19 protein-coding genes and 1 tRNA gene are annotated in these 17,628 nt (G+C 66.1%); 5 read left to right on the forward strand and 15 right to left on the reverse strand.

Going from position 1 to position 17,628, the window contains the following annotated elements:
• Window positions 1-30 precede the first annotated feature (30 nt).
• The 8 genes from SIN08_RS18635 to SIN08_RS18670 form a co-directional block, all read right to left on the reverse strand.
• The gene (locus SIN08_RS18635) at window positions 31-978 is read right to left on the reverse strand and encodes a tyrosine recombinase XerC (RefSeq protein WP_322453100.1); all 948 of its coding nucleotides are present in this window, start codon (window positions 976-978) and stop codon (window positions 31-33) included.
• 87 nt (window positions 979-1,065) lie between these two features.
• Window positions 1,066-2,880, reverse strand: a complete 1,815-nt coding sequence (locus SIN08_RS18640) for an ABC-F family ATP-binding cassette domain-containing protein (protein WP_322453101.1) — start codon at window positions 2,878-2,880, stop codon at window positions 1,066-1,068.
• Window position 2,881: 1 nt separating this feature from the next.
• Window positions 2,882-3,529 (reverse strand): thiamine diphosphokinase, encoded by a 648-nt coding sequence (locus SIN08_RS18645; RefSeq protein ID WP_322453102.1) that lies wholly within the window; start codon window positions 3,527-3,529, stop codon window positions 2,882-2,884.
• A gap of 102 nt (window positions 3,530-3,631) precedes the next feature.
• Entirely contained in the window at window positions 3,632-4,393 is a 762-nt protein-coding gene (locus SIN08_RS18650) for a FadR/GntR family transcriptional regulator (protein ID WP_322453103.1), read from the reverse strand.
• Between the two features lie 5 nt (window positions 4,394-4,398).
• Entirely contained in the window at window positions 4,399-5,391 is a 993-nt protein-coding gene (locus SIN08_RS18655; protein WP_322453104.1) for an oligopeptide/dipeptide ABC transporter ATP-binding protein, read from the reverse strand.
• A complete protein-coding gene (locus SIN08_RS18660; RefSeq protein WP_322453105.1) occupies window positions 5,388-7,337 on the reverse strand; it encodes a dipeptide/oligopeptide/nickel ABC transporter permease/ATP-binding protein in 1,950 nt (649 codons plus the stop codon). The genes SIN08_RS18655 and SIN08_RS18660 overlap by 4 nt, the downstream gene beginning before the upstream one ends.
• Entirely contained in the window at window positions 7,334-8,281 is a 948-nt protein-coding gene (locus SIN08_RS18665; protein WP_322453106.1) for an ABC transporter permease, read from the reverse strand. The genes SIN08_RS18660 and SIN08_RS18665 overlap by 4 nt, the downstream gene beginning before the upstream one ends.
• Window positions 8,282-8,332: 51 nt before the next feature.
• Window positions 8,333-9,904: an ABC transporter substrate-binding protein gene (locus SIN08_RS18670; RefSeq protein WP_322453301.1), complete on the reverse strand. Its 1,572-nt coding sequence runs from the start codon at window positions 9,902-9,904 to the stop codon at window positions 8,333-8,335.
• Window positions 9,905-10,026: 122 nt separating this feature from the next.
• On the opposite strand from SIN08_RS18670, the gene SIN08_RS18675 reads away from it, so the two are divergent.
• The gene (locus tag SIN08_RS18675) at window positions 10,027-11,283 is read left to right on the forward strand and encodes a Zn-dependent hydrolase (RefSeq protein WP_322453107.1); all 1,257 of its coding nucleotides are present in this window, start codon (window positions 10,027-10,029) and stop codon (window positions 11,281-11,283) included.
• Window positions 11,284-11,591: 308 nt separating this feature from the next.
• On the opposite strand, the gene SIN08_RS18680 is transcribed toward SIN08_RS18675, so the two are convergent.
• Complete coding sequence (locus SIN08_RS18680; protein ID WP_322453302.1) at window positions 11,592-12,146, reverse strand: NAD(P)H-dependent oxidoreductase; 555 nt, start codon at window positions 12,144-12,146, stop codon at window positions 11,592-11,594.
• Window positions 12,147-12,231: 85 nt separating this feature from the next.
• On the opposite strand from SIN08_RS18680, the gene soxR reads away from it, so the two are divergent.
• The gene (gene soxR, locus SIN08_RS18685) at window positions 12,232-12,693 is read left to right on the forward strand and encodes a redox-sensitive transcriptional activator SoxR (protein ID WP_322453108.1); all 462 of its coding nucleotides are present in this window, start codon (window positions 12,232-12,234) and stop codon (window positions 12,691-12,693) included.
• A 28-nt stretch (window positions 12,694-12,721) separates the two neighbouring features.
• On the opposite strand, the gene SIN08_RS18690 is transcribed toward soxR, so the two are convergent.
• The 3 genes from SIN08_RS18690 to SIN08_RS18700 all read right to left on the reverse strand — a co-directional run bounded on the left by SIN08_RS18690 (window position 12,722) and on the right by SIN08_RS18700 (window position 14,590).
• Window positions 12,722-13,363, reverse strand: coding sequence for a carbonic anhydrase (locus SIN08_RS18690; RefSeq protein WP_322453109.1), 642 nt, complete (start codon window positions 13,361-13,363; stop codon window positions 12,722-12,724).
• An 85-nt stretch (window positions 13,364-13,448) separates the two neighbouring features.
• A complete protein-coding gene (gene pdxY / locus SIN08_RS18695; RefSeq protein ID WP_322453111.1) occupies window positions 13,449-14,345 on the reverse strand; it encodes a pyridoxal kinase PdxY in 897 nt (298 codons plus the stop codon).
• The gene (locus tag SIN08_RS18700; RefSeq protein WP_322453112.1) at window positions 14,342-14,590 is read right to left on the reverse strand and encodes a hypothetical protein; all 249 of its coding nucleotides are present in this window, start codon (window positions 14,588-14,590) and stop codon (window positions 14,342-14,344) included. Before SIN08_RS18700 ends, pdxY begins: the two co-directional genes overlap by 4 nt.
• Before the next feature lie 131 nt (window positions 14,591-14,721).
• On the opposite strand from SIN08_RS18700, the gene SIN08_RS18705 reads away from it, so the two are divergent.
• Window positions 14,722-15,228, forward strand: a complete 507-nt coding sequence (locus SIN08_RS18705; RefSeq protein ID WP_322453113.1) for a GNAT family N-acetyltransferase — start codon at window positions 14,722-14,724, stop codon at window positions 15,226-15,228.
• 99 nt (window positions 15,229-15,327) lie between these two features.
• Window positions 15,328-15,864 (forward strand): inorganic diphosphatase, encoded by a 537-nt coding sequence (gene ppa / locus SIN08_RS18710; RefSeq protein ID WP_322453114.1) that lies wholly within the window; start codon window positions 15,328-15,330, stop codon window positions 15,862-15,864.
• 203 nt (window positions 15,865-16,067) lie between these two features.
• Here the strand turns inward: ppa and SIN08_RS18715 are convergent, their stop codons facing one another.
• The 3 genes from SIN08_RS18715 to SIN08_RS18725 all read right to left on the reverse strand — a co-directional run bounded on the left by SIN08_RS18715 (window position 16,068) and on the right by SIN08_RS18725 (window position 17,329).
• Window positions 16,068-16,643, reverse strand: a complete 576-nt coding sequence (locus tag SIN08_RS18715; RefSeq protein WP_322453115.1) for a hypothetical protein — start codon at window positions 16,641-16,643, stop codon at window positions 16,068-16,070.
• A 69-nt stretch (window positions 16,644-16,712) separates the two neighbouring features.
• Window positions 16,713-17,036: a DUF167 family protein gene (locus SIN08_RS18720; protein WP_322453116.1), complete on the reverse strand. Its 324-nt coding sequence runs from the start codon at window positions 17,034-17,036 to the stop codon at window positions 16,713-16,715.
• A gap of 2 nt (window positions 17,037-17,038) precedes the next feature.
• Window positions 17,039-17,329: a YggT family protein gene (locus SIN08_RS18725; RefSeq protein WP_322453117.1), complete on the reverse strand. Its 291-nt coding sequence runs from the start codon at window positions 17,327-17,329 to the stop codon at window positions 17,039-17,041.
• A 132-nt stretch (window positions 17,330-17,461) separates the two neighbouring features.
• Here SIN08_RS18725 and SIN08_RS18730 point away from each other — a divergent pair.
• Window positions 17,462-17,537, forward strand: a tRNA-Ala gene (locus tag SIN08_RS18730).
• Window positions 17,538-17,628: the final 91 nt, after the last annotated feature.

Raw genomic sequence — 17,628 nt, forward strand, 5'->3', positions numbered from 1 at the left:
CTGTTAAGCCGCTCGTCGAAACTGCGCAGGTCAGGCGCGCGGATGCGCACTGTCGTAGATCTCCAGAAGCCGTGAGGTGTCGACCGCGGTATAGACCTGGGTCGTCGAGAGACTGGCGTGGCCGAGCAGTTCCTGGATTGCCCGCAGGTCGCCGCCACGGCCCAGAAGATGGGTGGCGAAGGAGTGGCGCAGCGCATGCGGTGTCGCCGTGTCGGGCAGATTGAGCGCGGAACGCATCTTCTTCATCTCGCGCTGGATGATGGCCGGCTGCAAGGCGCCGCCGCGCACGCCGCGGAAAAGCGGCGCTTCCGCCGTCAGGTGGTAGGGGCAGAGGCGCTGATATTCGCCGACCGCCTGGGCGACCACCGGCAGAACCGGCACCACCCGCGTCTTGCCGCCCTTGCCGGTGATCCGCAGGGTACCGCCGCGCAAGGCGGCGACCTCCGCCCCGGTCAGGCCCAGCGCCTCGCCGATGCGCATGCCCGAGCCGTAGAGAAGCGCCAGAACGGCGGCATTGCGCGCCGCCACCCACGGCTCTTCGGCAAGCTGGCCTTCGCCCGAGGCGACGCGACGCGCATCCTTTGCCGTCAGCGGCTTCGGCAGCCCCTTGGCCGCGCGCGGTGCCCTGAGCGCCGCGGCACCGGCGGCGTTGACGAGCCCGCGCCGTTCCAGATGGCGCAGAAAAGAACGTATCCCGGCAAGCCCGCGGCCCAGCGTGCGGGCACCTGCACCCCTTCCTCGGCGCGCCGCAAGAAACGCGCGCAGATCGGCCGGCCGCAGATCGGCGATTTCGGCGATCCCGGGCGCCCCGCCGCAATGGCCGGTGAGGAACTGCAGGAACTGCCGCGTGTCGCGTTCATAGGCTTCCACCGTCGCAGGCGAAAGCCGCCGCTCCTCGGCAAGCGTCGCCAGCCATTCGGCGCGCGCCTTTTGCAGATCCGGCTTTGCGGAAACGAGGAACTCTTCTCTTTCGCTCATGGGTGCTCCCGCGACAAGGAGCGCCATTTTCACCGCTCCGGGTTAGCACCCGGTGAACACCTCAATATTCCTGAAACACCATGTTGGTCACGATCCGCCTTCGATCTCCTCGCGCAGCATTTCGAGTTCCAGCCACTCCTCCTCGAGCCGCGCGCGTTCGGCAAGTTTTTCGTCATGCGCCTTCGTCAGCCGCGCGAAGCCCGCGGCGTCGCGGGCGTAGAGCGTCGGGTCCGCCAGTTGCTCCTCGAACCGGGCGATCTCCTGGCCCAGCGCCTCGATCCGCTCCGGCAGCGTTTCCAGAGCGAATTTCTGCTTGTAGGAGAGCTTCTTCGCACCCGCTTGCGGCGCGCGACGGGCCTCGCCGCGCTTGGCGGGCTCCGCCGCCGGCTGTGCCTTGCGCCGCTCCAGCGCCTCGCCCTTGCGCTGGGCCATCATGTCGGAATAGCCGCCCGCATACTCCGTCCAACGACCGTCTCCGGCGGGCGCGATGGTGCTGGTCACCGTGCGGTCGAGGAAATCGCGGTCGTGGCTGACCAGGATCACCGTGCCGGGAAAGCCCTGGACCAGTTCCTGCAGGAGGTCCAGCGTCTCCATGTCGAGATCATTCGTCGGCTCATCGAGCACCAGGAGATTGACCGGTCGGGAAAGCAGCCGCGCGAGCACCAGCCGCGCCCTCTCTCCGCCCGACAGCTCGCGCACCGGCGTGCGCGCCTGCTCGGGTTTGAAGAGGAAGTCCTGCATGTAGGAGACAACGTGCCGCTCCTGGCCGTTGACGACCACGCTCTCTCCACGCCCGTCGGTGAGGAAGTGGGAGAGCGTCTCGCCGGGATCGAGCGCGGCGCGGTTCTGGTCGAGCGTGGCTACCTCGAGGTTCGCCCCATGCCGCACTGTCCCGGCATCGGGCTCCAGCGCCCCGGTGAGCAACCTCAAGAGCGTCGTCTTTCCCGCCCCGTTCGGCCCCACCAGGCCGACGCGATCCCCGCGCAGGATGCGCGTGGAAAAATCGCGCACCACCGTGAGATCGCCGAAGCGCTTTTCCAGCCCCTTCGCCTCGATGACAAGCTTTCCCGACTGTTCCGCATCGCTGGCGGTCATGACGGCCGTGCCCTCCGGTCCGCGATGGGTACGCTGTCGGTCGCGCAGGGATTGGAGCTCCGACAGACGGCGCACATTGCGCTTGCGCCGGGCGGTCACGCCGTAGCGCAGCCAGTGCTCTTCGCGGGCGATCTTGCGGCCCAGCTTCTGCTGCTCGCGTTCCTCTTCTTCCAGGATCTTGTCGCGCCAGTCCTCGAAATGAGCGAACCCGTTGTTGAGCCGCCTCGTCCGGCCGCGGTCCAGCCAGACGGTGGCACGGCTGACCCGCTCCAGGAATCGCCGATCGTGCGAGATGACGACGAGTGCGGAGGAAGAGCGCGACAGCTCGTCCTCCAGCCATTCGATCGTGTCGAGGTCGAGATGGTTGGTCGGCTCGTCGAGGAGCAGCAGGTCGGGTTTCGGCGCCAGCACGCGGGCGAGGGCCGCCCGCCGCGCCTCGCCGCCCGAAAGCGTGTCCGGCGCCTCTTCGCCCGTCAGCCCCAGGCGGTCGAGCACCAGCGCCACGCGGTTCATGTCGTCGGCCGGACCGAGACCCGCCTCCACATAGGCGCGCACCGTGGAAAAGCCCTGCCAGTCCGGCGCCTGTGGCAGGTAGCGCATGGTGGTGTTCGGCTGGCGGAAGACCTCGCCCTCCTGCGCTTCCGCCAGGCCTGCTGCGATCTTCAACAAGGTCGACTTGCCCGAGCCGTTGCGCCCGACGAGCGCGATGCGCTCGCCCGGCCCCACCATCAGGGACGCGCCGGAAAAGAGCGGCGTGCCGCCGAAGGTGAGATGGATGTCGTCGAGCTTGAGCAGGGGCGGCGCCATGTCAGATCTTCTCCGGCTCGTTGAGATGCGCCATCAGCAGCGCCCTGCCTTGAGCGAGCGTGATCGACAACCGCCCGCGAACCTCATTGGAGAGCGTCAGCGAGGACCCGAACGGCACCTCGACGGCATCGAGCGGCCATTTCGCACCCTCTACCGTGAGGCCGGAAAGCGCGGTGAAGGCAAGGATGCTGAACAGGGTTCCCTCGGCGTAGTCAAAGCGGTGGCGCGGGCCGTTCAGCAGCGCCTGGCCTTCCTGCGCGCCGCTCGTCAAAAGCGTCGGCACGCCCGCCTCCGCGAGCTTCATCGCCTGGGTCAGATGCAGATGGGCATGGTCCGGCCGTTCGCCGCCAAAGGCTCCGACCAGCACCAGCGCCGTGGCGCCGAGGCCGAGCGCGGCCTCGATGGCGATCTCGCCGTCGGTCCTGTCCTTGTCGCGCGGATAGACCTCGCGCGGCACCTCGGCATGAGCCGCATTCATCTGGTCGGAAACGGAATCGAAGTCGCCGGTCCACAACTCCGGCACCAGCCCGAGCGCGCGTGCGTGACGGATGCCGGAATCGGCTGCAATAGCGCGGCAATCGGCAATTTGCGCCTTCAATTCGGACGTCGGGCGCACCTCGCCCCCAAGCAGGATGACAAATCGGCTCATGGGGCGGGCCTTACCACGGCTTATGGGCGGAGCGGAAGCACACCTTGCGCCGGCTCCGGACGCCTGTTCGCCCGATCGGGACGAAACGTCAGCACTCCGGTTTCACTTCTTCAACCGCAGGAAGTCCGTCCTCATCTCCGCCTCGCAAGCCTCCATGTAGCGCCAGGCGCTCAGCATGTGCCGGTACATGATGGAACGGACGCTTTCATTGTCGCCCGCCTTCAGCGCCTCGATCAGGCGCGTCTGGTAGGATAGCCCCTTCTCGCGCAGTTCCGGATTGGGCCGGTCGTAGATGCGGCGGCAAACGGTGAGGTCGCGCAAGAGGTTCTGCAGAAAACCGCACATGAAGCCCAGAACCGGGTTGGGGCTAAGCGCCGCCAGGACGGCGTGGAAGTCCAGTTCCGCCATGCGCTGCCGGTATTCCTCGCCCACCGTCTCCGCCGGGTGGTCATAGACACGCATGGTCTCTTCCAGCCGCCGGTAGTCCGCTTCGCTCAAACGACCGACGAGGCTGGCCGCAAGCTCGGGCTCCAGCTGGCAGCGCACCGTGTAGATGTCGGCGATGGAAGGCTGGCGGAAGAAGAAGTAGTTGCCGAGAAGCTCCATCGCACGGCTCTCCTCGAGGGCGGCGACGAAAACGCCGCCGCGTGGGCCCGTGCGGGTGGTGACGAGCCCCTGCGCCTCCAGCGTGCGCAGCGCCTCGCGCATCGTGCCCTTGGAGGCGCGGAAACGCTCGATCAGCGCCTTTTCCTGCGGCAGCCGGTCGCCAGGCTTCAGATTCTGCGCGACGATCCAGTCCTTGATCTCCTCGCAGATCACCGCCGGACGCTTCGGTCCGCGCGGCGGCCTGGCTTTGGTGGCCATGACCGTCACGCCGTCCGCTCCAGCACCGCCTCTTCCAGCGGATGGAAGCAGGCGGCACGGCGGCCCTCGCCCTTGGCCTCCAACGGCGGCCTTTTCCGGCGGCAATCCTCCTCGGCGCGCGGGCAGCGCGGGGCGAAGGCGCAGCCGGGCGGCGGGTTGAGCGGATCGGGAAGCTCGGCGAGGCCTTGCTCGCCGGCAAGACCCTTCTTGCCGGGCACGGGCGCGGAATCGAACAGAAGCCGCGTATAGGGATGACGCGGGCGAGCGAAGAGCTCGGCCGCGCCCGCCTCTTCCACGATGCGGCCGAAATACATGACCGCCACCCGGTCGGAGACGCTTTCGACCACCGACAGGTCGTGGCTGATGAAGACGTAGGTGAGACCGAACCGCGTCTTGAGGTCGTCGAGCAGGTTCAGGACCTGCGCCTGCACGGAGACGTCGAGCGCGGAAACCGGCTCGTCGAGCACCAGGATGTCGGCCTCGGCTGCAAGCGCGCGGGCGATGCCGATGCGCTGCGCCTGGCCGCCGGAGAACTCGTGCGGATAGCGGTCGAGGAACTCGGCGCGCAGGCTGACCGCGTCCATCAGCGCTTCCAGCCGCTCCCTGCGCTTGGCCGCATCGAGCCCGAGCAGATGGCGCATCGGCGCCTCGAGGATGCGGCGGATCGTCTTGCGCGGGTTGAGGGAGGAGACCGGATCCTGGAAGACGTACTGGATGTCGCGGGCGAGCGCCCGCGCCGAGCTTTTGGCGAGTGCCGTCACGTCCTCGCCGTTGAGACGGATCGTGCCCTCGGTCGGCGCGTCGAGGCCGACCAGCATGCGCGCCAGCGTCGACTTTCCGCAGCCCGATTCTCCGACGATACCCAGCGTCTCACCCTTCCTGAGGGCGAGGTCCACACCCTGGACGGCATGCACCTCCGGCTTGGCCTTGCCGAACAGCGTACGCCCGCCGCCGAAGATGCGCGTGAGGTTTTCCGTCGCCAGAATGGGTTCGCTCATTGTGCGGCCTCCGGCGTCCTGGCTTTCAGTGGCTTGATGCAGCGGGCGGCGCGGCCGGGCGCCAGTTCTTCAAGTCCGATGTCGCCCTCGCGGCATGCCGCCTCGACGTACGGACAGCGATCGGCGAAGGCGCAACCCTCCGGCAGATGGTTGACGGCGGGTGGCAGGCCGGAAATGGCGTCGAGCCGCCGCTCCGGCTCGCCCAGCACGGGCACGCAGTCGATCAGCTTGCGCGTATAGGGATGGGCGGGTGCGGCAAGCACCTCGTCGGTGGGGCCCGTCTCGACGATGCGGCCTGCATACATCACCGCCACGCGGTCACAGATCTCCGAGACCACGCCGAAATCGTGGGTGATGAAAAGCAGCGCCGAACCCTTCTCGTCCTGCAGCGCATCCATCAGCTTGAGAATCTGCGCCTGCACGGTAACGTCGAGTGCCGTCGTCGGCTCGTCGGCGACCAGGATCTCCGCGTCATTGGCGAGCGCCATGGCGATCGAGACGCGCTGGCGCATGCCCCCGGAAAGCTCGTGCGGATAGCCGTTCGCCCGCTCCGCCGCGTTCGGGATGCGCACCGTTTCAAGCAGCGCCACCGCTTTCTTCCATGCCTCGCGATAGGAAAGCGGCTGGTGGGCGCGGATGGCCTCGGTCACCTGGTCGCCCACGGTAAAAAGCGGGTGCAGCGTCGACAGCGGATCCTGGAAGACATAGGCGAAGGCACCGCCGCGCAGGCGCGTTAGCTCCGCTTCGGACGCTTCCAGAAGGTCACGGCCCCGGTAGAGCACGCGCCCGCCGGAGATGCGGCCCGGCGGCGTCGGCACGAGGCCGAGCAGCGACATCGCGGTGACGGACTTGCCGGATCCGGATTCGCCCACGAGGCCCAGGCACTCGCCCTGCTTCAATTCGAAGCTCACCCCGCCCACCGCCTTGTAGATATCACCACCGACGCGGAACTCGGTCCTGAGATCGCGCACGTCGAGCGCGGAGCCGGAGGGCGTGGCCGGCATGGGCGGCACGTGCTCGCGCTTTACGGTCGTGGCCGCGGCGGGACGGCTGAGCGCGCCGGACTTCAGCCTCGGGTCCAGCACGTCGCGAATGCCATCGCCCACGAGATTGATGCTCATCACCAGCGCGAAGATCATCAGGCCCGGAATGATCGAGACATGCGGCGCGGTGAACAGAAGCTTGCGCCCCTCGCCGAGCATGGAACCGAGATCGGCCTGGGGCGGCTGTGCGCCGAGGCCGAGGAAGGACAGCCCCGCCGTTTCCAGAATCATCCAGCCGACCGTGGTCGACATGGTGATCACGATGACCGGCAGCACGTTGGGCAGGACCTCGGTCAACAGGATGCGCAGGTGCCCCTTGCCCGAAAGCCTGGCCGCGTCGACGAACTCGCGCCGGGCGAGCCCGAGCGTCACGCCGCGGATGTTGCGGGCGAAGAAGGGAATGTTGACCACGGCGATGGCGTAGAGCGCGTTCATCAGACCGGGGCCGAGCACGGCGACGATGGCGAGCGCCAGCAGGATGTAGGGAAAGGCCATCAGCATGTCGATGCCGCGCATCATGACGTTGTCCGTGCGTCCGCCCGAATAGCCGGCGACGAGCCCGATGGCCGAGCCGACCACCGCCGCCACCAGCGTGGCCGACAGCCCCACGGCGATGGACACCCGCGTGCCCCACATGAGCCGCGAGAAGAGATCGCGGCCGAGCTCGTCCGTGCCCAGCAGATGGCCTTCGGCGAGCGGGCGCAGGAGCCGGTTTGCCGGGTTGGTGATATCCGGGGGCGCGAGCGGCAGGAGCGGCGTGAGAAGGGCCGCCAGGGCGATGACCGCCAGCAGCGCAAGCCCGAAGGCGGCCAGCCGGTTGGCGACCAGAAGGGTGAAGAAGCCCGGCCGCCCACCTTTTTTCGCCGGCGCATCCGGCGCGGTCGTCTGCGTTGCCGTACTCATGTCTTCAGCCTCGGATCGAGCGCGTGCTGGGCCATGTCGGCCAGCAGGTTGAACAGGACATAGCTCCCCGCCACCACCAGAACACCGCCCTGCACCAGAAGCAGGTCGCGGGTGGAGATCGCCTGCACCAGCATGCGGCCGATACCGGGCCACTGGAACACGGTCTCGATATAGACGGCCCCGCCGAGCACGAAGCCGGCCTGGATGCCGATCACGGGAATGACACCGACGAGCGCGGCCTTGAAGGCGTGACGGTAGATCACCCGGCGCTCGGCAAGGCCCTTGGCACGGGCGGTGCGGATATAATCCTGCCTGAGAACCTCCAGCATCGCCGCGCGCGTAAGACGGGCGATCACGCCCGTCGCCACCACCGCCAGCGTGACCGCCGGCAGGAGGAGATGGGTAAGAAGGTCGGCCAAGTCGCCGCCGCCATAAATGGCATACATGCCGGACGGCGGCAGCCATTGCAGGTTGACGGCGAAGACCAGGATCAAAAGCAGGCCCAGCCAGAAGGACGGCATCGAGATGCCGATCAGCACGAAGAAGGTGACGATGCGGTCCGTCCAGCCGAACTGGCGCACGGCCGAGACGATGCCGGCCAGAAGCCCGAACACGGTGCACAGGACGAGCGAAGCGCCGGCCAGGATCAGCGTCGCATTGAAGCGCTCCAGCACCTCGTCGAGCACCGGCCGGTTGAGCGAGTAGGACCGGCCGAAATCGCCCTGGAGCAGGTTGCCGAGCCAGATGAAATACTGCTCCGGCAGCGAGCGGTCGAGGCCGAGTTGCTCGTTGATGCGCGCAACGTTCTCCGGGGTGGCATAGGCCCCAAGGATGGCCGTTGCGGGATCACCGGGGATCATCGCCATGATCAGGAAGACGATGACGGTGAGGCCCCACAGCACGGGCACGGCGAGTACGATCCGCTTGAGGAAATAGGCGAGCATGACGCCTCCGGCTGCGAAGGCCACGGGCTGCAGCGCCCGCGGCCTTCGTGGCTACTGCTTGGCCACGTCCTTCAGAAGCAGGAAGAAGGAGGGCTGGAGCTGGAAGTTCTGCACCTCGGCCCTGGCGACGGCGCTCTGCTTCCAGTTGGCAACGAAGGCCCAGGGCGCGTCCTCGTGGACGATCTCCTGCATCTGCTGGTAAAGCGCGGCGCGCTCCTCCGGCTCGGTCGACTGTCGCGCCTGCTCGAGGATCGTGTCGACTTCCGGGTTTGAGTAGTACCCGGAGTTGAAGCCGCCCTGATCGGGCATCGCCTCGGTGCGCAGCGTGAGATAGGGCAGTGTATCGGGATCGTTTGTCATCCACGCCATCTCCGCCATGTCGGCCTTGCCTTCCAGACCGGCGTTCACCTGATCCAGGAAGGTGTTCCACTCATAGGTTTCGATGGTCACGTTCATGCCCACGGCGGCAAGGTCGGCCTGGATCGCGGTGCCCATGGCCACAGGCGCGAGCATGCCCGAGCCGCCTTCGGTGACGTAGAAGACAACCTCCTCCCCGTCATAGCCCGCTTCCTCGAGCAGTTGGCGCGCCCGGTCGGGATCGTACGGATAGGGCTCCAGATCCTCGTTGTACGCCCAGGCGAAGGCCGGCGGTGTCGGCCCGGCGGCAATCTCTGCCGTGCCCTGCAGCACGTTTTCCACCAGCGCTTCCTTGTTGATGGCGTAGTTGACCGCCTGGCGCACCTTCTTGTCCTGGAACGGACCCTCGCGCACGTTGAGGATCAGGAACCAGACGTGCGGCCCCGCCTGCTCATAAACGGTGAACGCAGGATCGTCGGCAAATTGCGCCACGTTGTCCGGTGGGACCTCCACCATTAGGTCCAGGCCCCCCGAAAGCATCTCGGCAATGCGCGTGTTGGCGTCGGTGATGGGGCGGAAGACGACGGCCTCCAGCGGCGGCGCGCCGTCCCAGTAATCCGGGTTGCGCTCGACGACGACGCGCTGATTGCTTTCCCATTCGGCGAACTTGAACGGTCCGGTGCCGGACGGATTGCGGCCGAAATCCTCGCCGTGCTCCTCGACCGCCGTCGGCGAGACGATCAGGCCGGTCGGATAGGCGAGATTGGACAGGAACGGCGCATAGGGCGCGTTGAGCGTGAAGGTGACGGTGTATTCGTCGTCGACCGTCACCTCCTCGACCGCGTCGAAATAAAAGGCGAGCGGGAAGGGTCCGGTATCATGATAGGGGTGGTTCTCGTCCAGCATGCGGTCGAAGTTGAACTTCACGGCCTCCGCGTTGAAGGACGAGCCATCGTGAAAGGTCACGCCTTCGCGCAAGGCGAAGGTGTATTCGGTCCCGTCATCGGAAACTTCCCAGCTTTCGGCCAGCGCCGGCTCCACCTCCAGCGTGCCGTCGCGATAGCGTACGAGGCCTTCATAGACGTTCATCAGGATGCGGAAGTCGTTGACCGCGGTCACCGCATGCGGATCCAGCGATTTCGGCTCGGCGATCTGCCCGACGATCAGCACGTTCGGCGGCGTCTGGGCGGCCGCCGGCGCAGCACCCAGTGCTGCCGCTCCGGCAATGGCAGCCCCGGCGAGCGCACCTTTGAGCGCGCGCATCATCCCGTTCATGGCATCCTCCTTTTCTCACCCCATGGCCAAGCCAGCCATTGTCATGGTAATTTATCATGATAAATACGCAACCCTGAAATTTTCACACCCCGAGTTTCGCCGGAGCATCGGCCATGACCCAGAACATTTCCGCCCTACGCATCGACATTCAACGCCTGCGCCGCGACATGGAGGCGTTGGGTGCGATCGGCCGCAATCCGGCGACCGGGGGCCTCGACCGCGTCAGCTTTTCCGACGCCGACATGGAAGGCCGACGCTTCGTCGGCGGCTTGATGGAAGCGGCGGGGCTCGACGTTTCTATGGACGGCGCCGGCAATCTCTCCGGCCGCTGGCAGGTCGGCGACGGGCCGGCGGTCATGCTCGGTTCCCACCTCGACAGCGTACCCGATGGCGGCATGTTCGACGGCGCGCTGGGTGTCGTTGCCGGGCTCGAATGCGTGCGTGCCATGAAGGAGGCGGGGTGCACGCCCGCCCGCCCCGTGGAGGTGATGGCCACGGCCGAGGAGGAAGGGCGTTTCGGCGGCATGTTCGGTGCTCAGGCGCTGACGGGCCAGGTCACCCGCGAATGGCTGGAGACGGCACGCGACGACGCGGGAATGCGCCTTTTCGATGCCATGCGCGCACAGGGCCTCGATCCCTACCGGGCGCTCGAGGCAAAGCGGCCGGAAGGTACGATCGCCGCCTTCCTGGAACTGCACGTGGAGCAGGGGCCGGTGCTGGAGCGGACCGGCAAGCCCGCCGGCATCGTCACAGGCATCGCCGGCGTCTTCAACTGGACGGTCCGGTTCGAAGGCGAGGCCAACCATTCCGGCACGACACCGATGGAGATGCGCCGCGACGCGCTGATGGGCATGGTCGATTTCGCCCACGGCATTCCGGATCTGATCGCCGAAGATGGTAGTAAAACGAGCCGCGTGACCATCGGCAAGGTCTCGGTCGAGCCGAATTTCCCGCACACCGTACCCGGAGCGGCCGTCTTCTCCCTGGTCACGCGCGACATGGACGAAGAGGTGATGCACCGGCTCGCCGCGGGCGCACGCCGGCGGATGGAAGCCGCCGCCAGGAAGCACGGCCTGTCCGTCGCGATCGACGAGACGAGCTGGCTACCGCCCTCACCCTGCCATCCCGACGTCATCGCCGCCTTTCGGCGCGCGGCGGACCGCCTCGGCCTCGACGCACCGTTGATGCCCAGTGGCGCCGGCCACGACGTGCAGGTCATGGCCGGCATCACACGCGCCGGGCTTATCTTCGTGCCGTCCGTCGGCGGCATCAGCCACGCACCGCAGGAATGGACGGAGTGGGCCGACATCGAAGCCGGCACCAACCTGCTGCTTCAGGCGGCGATGGAGCTTGCCGGCGTGACCGGGTGAACTTCCTGAAGCGCTGAGTGCAGGGACCCCTCTCTTGCGATTTTTAACTTAGCCTTTGGCTAAAATGTTGAAATCGCTTTCTCTCCCGCAAGGGGAGAGATAGGCGCTTACAACGTGGTCGATGTCAGACATCAATCTCGGAGATTGGCGGAAGTGGTGTTATGCGGCGCCTTTCTCCCCCTTAGCGGGGGAGAAAGCAAATTCTTGGGCTTGGGCAGAAGCCCAAGTCCTTAGAATTTTGCAAGCGAGGGGGCCTTTCCGCGCTGCCCTGGCGCACCCCCAGGAAAGGCGGGAACCCGGCCTTTCCGCTATGCGGCGATCGTCTCGTAGGGTTGGGCCGCACGCGCGTTCTTGAGCGCCCTTGCCCACCATTCGAGATGGGCGAGCTGGCGCGCCATGGCGTCTTCGGCATCCCGGCCATCGTTGAGCGTGCCGTCCGGCTGGAACCGGTTCCAGGGATTGGCGAAGCTCACCGTGTCTCGCAGCGTCACGGCGTGCAACTCGGCGAAGACGAGCCGCAGATGCTCCACCGCGCGCAAGCCGCCGGAGACACCGCCATAGGAGACGAAGCCGACCGGCTTCGACTGCCATTCCCGCTTGATCGAATCGATGAGCGACTTCAGCGCGGCCGGGTAGCTGTGGTTGTATTCGGGCGTGACGACGATGAACGCATCCGCCCGCCCGAGCCTGTCTCCGAAACCGGGCGGCGCAGATTCAGCCGGCAACGCCAACGGGTCGACCGTCTCCACGGCAAATCGCTGATCGGACTCGAGCCGGCGGCGAACCCAGCCTGCCACCGTGTCGCAGAACCGGCCGTCGCGAACGCTGCCGTAGATGAGGGCGACGTTGATTTTTTCCAGCATCATGCTCTCCTTGGGTCTTGGGTTGACAGGCGGCGTGTAATTCCTCAACCTTGATTGAGGTCAAGGTTTTGTTGGAGGTTTTCGCATGCAGCAAAAGGCGCACCCGAAAATCCAGCGGGAACTCAGCGTCGGCGAGGTGGCGCGGCGCATCGGAGTTGCCGTCTCGGCGCTGCACTTTTACGAAACCAAGGGGCTGATCGCGAGCTACCGCACGCGCGGCAACCAGCGCCGCTACGGGCGCGACGTGCTGCGGCGCGTGGCCATCATCAAGGTGGCACAGCGGCTTGGCATTCCGCTCGCCACGATCGGCGCGGCCCTGAACACCTTGCCGGAGGGCCGCACACCGACCACGGCGGACTGGCGCAAGCTGTCGGAGCACTGGCGTGCCGACCTGGACGAGCGCATACGCGCCCTCACGCAGTTGCGTGACCACCTGGACGAGTGCATCGGCTGCGGCTGCCTTTCGGTCGAGACCTGTCCGCTGCGCAATCCCTGGGACGAACTCGGCGAGACCGGCCCCGGCCCGCGCCTGCTGGAACCGTCGTGAAAGCGGACGACAGGCAGCGGCGCTGCGGCTATTCCAGCTCCGGGCGCGTGAAATCGCCTGTCTTGGGATCCATCACCCAAAGCTCCCCGCTGGAGATGTCGAACCAGGCGCCGTGCAGCGACAGGCGCCCTTTCTCCTCCAGGATCTTCACGCAGGGAAAGGTGCGAAGATTGGCCACCTGATAACGGATCGAGATCCGCTCCAGCGCCGTCTGCCGTTCGGACGGGGTCATGTCGTTGCCGGCCAGCGCCTCGGCGGCGGGCGCGACCAGCCCCATCCACTTGCCGATGAAATCGCCTGGCGACAGCGGCTCGGCCGTAGGGTTCAGGGCCGCACCGATGCCCCCGCAGCGGCCGTGACCCATCACCACGATGTTCTTCACCTTGAGGCTCTGAACGGCGAATTCAAGCGCGGCCGAGGTGCCGTGGTGCTGCCCGTCGGGTGCATAGGGCGGCACGATGTTGGCGACGTTGCGCACCACAAAGAGCTCGCCCGGACCGGCATCGAAAATGGTCTCCGGCGCGGCGCGCGAATCGCAGCAGGCGATCACCATCGTCTCCGGCGATTGCCCGTCACGCGCAAGCGTCTGGTAGCGCTGGCTTTCCGTGACGTAGCGACCGGCCATGAAATTGCGGTATCCGGCAAGCAGCCGTTCGGGCAGATGTGTCATGGCAAAGCCGAATAGCCGGGATTGACGGCGCCCGCAAGATGGACGCGGCCGTTGTGGTGGGCGTGCCAAACGGCGAGGATCCCCCTCACGCTCGTTCGGGGCTGTCCGGCATGGAAAAGCGGCTTGTCTTCACCATCGCCGCGGGCGAAGCAAGGCTCGCCGCGTCGGTTTCCAGCATCAGTTCGTCCGCGCCGCGCCCGGCGGCGCGCGCCAGCGTCTCGTAGGTGGCGGCGGTCGCCCGGCGTAGCGCTTCGGCCGGCGCAATGCCGAGCAGAATCCAGGCCAGAAGCAGGGCCGCCATGAGGTCTCCCGGGCCGTTGGCCGGATTCTCGATGGCGCGATGCTCGGCCAGATGCGCCTCCCCGGGCGACAGGAGAAGGTTGCCGATATTGCCCGGCAAGGTGCCCGGCACGGAGGTCACCATCATGGTCGGCGGCCCGGCGTGCCGCGCGGCCGCGGCCAGCGCCTCGGGCGTGTCCAGCTCCGCCTCCGCCAGCCAGGCGAGTTCATAGCGATTCGGCGTGGCGATGTCGGCCAACGGCAGGAGCGTCTTCTGAATGGCCGCCGCCGTTTCAGGCGGCACATAGAGCCCGCCGGCATCCCCCATCACCGGATCGCACAGGTAAAGCGCATCTGCATTGTGCGCCTTCACGCGGCGCACCAGCGCGGCCACCGCCTCGGCCTGGCTCGGCTCGCCGAGATAGCCCGACAGGACAGCCGTCACCTCCCCGAGCCAGGGCGCCCGCTCCAGATCCCTCAGGAAGGCCTGAAAGGCCTCCGCCGGCGGAAGGATCCGCGTCGCCGGCCCGTGGCCGGGGTGCCAGGGGAGCATGACCGTCGGCACCGCCCAGACAGGATGGCCGAGCGTTTCCAGCGCGAAGACGCAGGCCCGGTTGCCCACCGAGCCGCGGGCCACGTGGCTGGAGATCACGATCACGGCGCCGCGGGCGCCGCCCCTGCCCTCACCCTGCGAACCTGTCATGGGGTCCCCGTCAAGAAGCGCCACAGCCAGATGATGAGAAACACGGCGAAACCGAGGCCGAGCACGCGCCCGATGCGCCGGCCCCATCGCTCCGTCCAGTCCGCGTCTTCTGCCTCGCGCGCGGTGAAATGGTCCCGCGCCGTCGACGCCGCGCCGAGGAACAGAGTATCGGAATCGCGTTCCACACGCTTCAGGATGCGGCGTGATTCGGCCCGCCTTTCTTCGTCACGCTCTTTCTCGCCCATCGCCTGTCCGCCGCTGAAAGCACGCCCGTTCTCCCCTCGCGCATAGCACCAAACGGCGCGACAGTCGAACGCGCCGGCAGGCCCCGGTTCCGCTTGCAGCCCCCGGCCCGCGCGTCTATGGTTAATGGGCCATGAAGACACTATCGATCGACATCCGAAGAGCGGACCCGCAGGACGCGGATGCCATCGCCGCCGTGCATGACCGCGCCTGGCGCGGTGCCTATGCCGGGATCATCCCGCATCGCGCCCTCAATGCGATGGTCGGGCGCCGCGGGCCGCGCTGGTGGGCCAATGCGATTCGCCGCTCGGCCACCGTCCTGGTGATGGAGGTCGGCGGGGAAGTTGCCGGCTATGCGACGCTCGGGCGCAACCGCGCGCGTCAGCTCAAACAGGACGGCGAGATCTACGAGCTGTATCTGAGCCCCGAATATCAGGGCATCGGCATGGGGACACGCCTCTTCGAAGCCGCCCGTGAAATGCTTGTAGCCCACGGTTTCGAGGGGGTGGTGGTCTGGGCGCTGGAGGAAAATACCGGCGCGATCTCCTTTTATCAGAGCGCGGGCGGACGCAATGTCGCCGAAGGCGTCGAGGTTTTCGACAGCAAGGCCCTGCGCAAGATCGCCTTCGTCTGGGACTGACAGCGAAAAAAAGCTTTCCGGGTGGATCCGCCGCATTGCCCGTTGGCGCGAGAGCGGATAGGCAGCGCTCGCAAACGTCAACCAAATCGGGACCAGCCCATGCGCATCGAGGCCGTTTCCATCGGCAACAATCCGCCTGAAGATGTCAACGTCATCGTCGAGGTGCCCGTCGGCGGGCAGCCGATCAAATACGAAATGGACAAGAACGCCGGCACGCTGATCGTCGACCGGTTCCTCTACACTCCCATGACCTATCCGGGGAACTACGGCTTCGTGCCGCACACGCTCTCCGACGACGGTGACCCGATCGACGTTCTGGTGTGCAACACGCGCCAGCTCATCCCCGGCTGTGTCATCAATGTGCGGCCGATCGGCGTCTTGGTGATGGAGGACAATTCCGGCCAGGACGAGAAGGTGATCGCCGTTCCCTCCCCGCATCTCACGCGGCGCTATGAGAACGTGCACAATTTCACCGACCTGCCGGAGATCACGCTGCAGCAGATCCAGCACTTTTTCGAGCACTACAAGGATCTGGAGCCCGGCAAGTGGGTGAAGATCGGCGACTGGATGGACGCCGAGGCAGCCCGCCGCCTGATCGTCGAGGCGATCGACAGGGCCAAGAGCGCGACAGCCTGAAAGTGGGATCACTTGCCGTGGCGCGAATACGGCTTGCCTGCCGCCGATCAGCGCGGCAAGGGCGGAAGTGGAACGGCCCCTCGGGGCCGCAGAGCAATTCCAGGAAAACTGGAAGCCGGTTTTCCGTCCGGAATTGCGTGAAACCAACAATAGATCAGTTCACCGTTTGCCTGAAACGGTGAACTGATCTGAAACCGGACGCCCTACTGCGAAAGTGCCGGCAGCGGCACGTCGCCGGCGCGCACGGTCGGGCGCATGGAGCCGCAGATGAAATCGTTGGCCTCCTCGTCGGCGATCCGGCGCGCCTTTTCATTGGCGTTCGCGTTGCCGGTGGCCACGACATAACCCACCGCGCAGCCTTCGTGCACGTCCGGCTGCGCGACCTTCTCGACCACGAGGACCTCGACCTCCGCCTCGTCCTCGTTGACGAACCAGCGGTGAATGGTCGCGAAAGGCTTTTCGAGTCCACCCCCCTTTTCCACGCGCCATTCGATGGTCGGGCCGGCATGGTTGAAGCCGGTGAAGGATTCCCATTGCGGCTGAAGATCGCCCGGAAAGCCGTAAAAGAGCGATTCGCGCGCGTCCCCGTAGTTGATCACGACCGGATAGCCCTTGTAGCCGGAGCATACGAGATTGCTCCAGTCGCCGCCGTCCCGGTTCGCGGCAATGACCTCGCAGTCGCGCTTCGGATCGAGTTCGGTATAGGCGCTTTCGATCTCCCCGGCATCGGCCGGGTGCGCCATGGCAAATAGAGATAAAATCAGCAGAAGATATTTCATAATATAATATTCCACTTAAGGTTGAAATATGCTTTTATATACATCACCCTCTTCGGGAAATCCATGCCGTCATCGCCGGATTCTATCCAGCTGCGCCGAAAGAGATTCGCTGTCGCCAAGAATCGACAGCGTCTTCAGCCGTGATCTGCCACCGGAGACGAGCTTGACATCGCGGACGGGCACTTTCAGCCACTTGGCGACCAGTTTTTCCAGCGCAGCGTTCGCCTTTCCGTCCTCGGGAATGGCCCGCACGCGCATCTTCAGGTGCTGCGAACCATCCGCCGTGGTCTCCAGCCCCTCCACAACATCCCGGGAAGCTTTGGGTGTGAGGCGGACGCGCAGTTCGACGCCTTCGGACGTGGCGCGGAAAAAGGCAGGCGGCGTGCCCCCCAATGCTACAGAACGGCGGGAGCGACCGTTGTCAGGATGAACTGGCGTACGAAGAAGATGATGAGCAGGAGAATGATCGGTGAGATGTCGATGCCGCCGAGATCGGGCAGCACACTGCGGATCGGCCGCAGCGCGGGTTCGGTGACGCGGAAGAGGAAATTGCCGAACATGCCCACGAACTGGTTGCGGGGATTGACGACATTGAAGGCGTAGAGCCACGAGAAGATGGCCGCGCCGATGATGAGCCACCAGTAGATGTCGAGCGCCATGATGATGGTTTGGATGAACGCGAGCATGCCGATCTCCCGAAAGGTTTTGCGACATGTAGCCATTGGCGCCAATTGCGGCAAGTCCCGCGCAGACAGGGCCAACGCAACGCTTGACAGGGGCGCCGGCCACGACCTAAATGCGCTCCGTTCCGGCGAAACGGGGCTGTAGCTCAGTTGGGAGAGCGCATCGTTCGCAATGATGAGGTCAGGGGTTCGATTCCCCTCAGCTCCACCATCCTGTTTCGTTCTTCGAGTTTTGCAGGATCAGCGCCGCCGCTGAAAAGGTCCACGACGTCCTCCCAAGCCTTGGCGTAGGAGGACGGGCG

Origin of the sequence: Chelativorans sp. M5D2P16, assembly GCF_034427935.1 — a bacterium.
GTDB lineage: Bacteria > Pseudomonadota > Alphaproteobacteria > Rhizobiales > Rhizobiaceae > Chelativorans.

Excerpts from the sequence above, each read along its gene's own strand:
- SIN08_RS18635 (WP_322453100.1), bottom strand. The coding sequence starts at position 978 with ATGAGCGAAAGAGAAGAGTTCCTCGTTTCCGCAAAGCCGGATCTGCAA.
- SIN08_RS18640 (WP_322453101.1), bottom strand. The coding sequence starts at position 2,880 with ATGGCGCCGCCCCTGCTCAAGCTCGACGACATCCATCTCACCTTCGGC.
- SIN08_RS18645 (WP_322453102.1), bottom strand. The coding sequence starts at position 3,529 with ATGAGCCGATTTGTCATCCTGCTTGGGGGCGAGGTGCGCCCGACGTCC.
- SIN08_RS18650 (WP_322453103.1), bottom strand. The coding sequence starts at position 4,393 with ATGGCCACCAAAGCCAGGCCGCCGCGCGGACCGAAGCGTCCGGCGGTG.
- SIN08_RS18655 (WP_322453104.1), bottom strand. The coding sequence starts at position 5,391 with ATGAGCGAACCCATTCTGGCGACGGAAAACCTCACGCGCATCTTCGGC.
- SIN08_RS18660 (WP_322453105.1), bottom strand. The coding sequence starts at position 7,337 with ATGAGTACGGCAACGCAGACGACCGCGCCGGATGCGCCGGCGAAAAAA.
- SIN08_RS18665 (WP_322453106.1), bottom strand. The coding sequence starts at position 8,281 with ATGCTCGCCTATTTCCTCAAGCGGATCGTACTCGCCGTGCCCGTGCTG.
- SIN08_RS18670 (WP_322453301.1), bottom strand. The coding sequence starts at position 9,904 with ATGATGCGCGCGCTCAAAGGTGCGCTCGCCGGGGCTGCCATTGCCGGA.
- SIN08_RS18675 (WP_322453107.1), top strand. The coding sequence starts at position 10,027 with ATGACCCAGAACATTTCCGCCCTACGCATCGACATTCAACGCCTGCGC.
- SIN08_RS18680 (WP_322453302.1), bottom strand. The coding sequence starts at position 12,146 with ATGCTGGAAAAAATCAACGTCGCCCTCATCTACGGCAGCGTTCGCGAC.
- soxR (WP_322453108.1), top strand. The coding sequence starts at position 12,232 with ATGCAGCAAAAGGCGCACCCGAAAATCCAGCGGGAACTCAGCGTCGGC.
- SIN08_RS18690 (WP_322453109.1), bottom strand. The coding sequence starts at position 13,363 with ATGACACATCTGCCCGAACGGCTGCTTGCCGGATACCGCAATTTCATG.
- pdxY (WP_322453111.1), bottom strand. The coding sequence starts at position 14,345 with ATGACAGGTTCGCAGGGTGAGGGCAGGGGCGGCGCCCGCGGCGCCGTG.
- SIN08_RS18700 (WP_322453112.1), bottom strand. The coding sequence starts at position 14,590 with ATGGGCGAGAAAGAGCGTGACGAAGAAAGGCGGGCCGAATCACGCCGC.
- SIN08_RS18705 (WP_322453113.1), top strand. The coding sequence starts at position 14,722 with ATGAAGACACTATCGATCGACATCCGAAGAGCGGACCCGCAGGACGCG.
- ppa (WP_322453114.1), top strand. The coding sequence starts at position 15,328 with ATGCGCATCGAGGCCGTTTCCATCGGCAACAATCCGCCTGAAGATGTC.
- SIN08_RS18715 (WP_322453115.1), bottom strand. The coding sequence starts at position 16,643 with ATGAAATATCTTCTGCTGATTTTATCTCTATTTGCCATGGCGCACCCG.
- SIN08_RS18725 (WP_322453117.1), bottom strand. The coding sequence starts at position 17,329 with ATGCTCGCGTTCATCCAAACCATCATCATGGCGCTCGACATCTACTGG.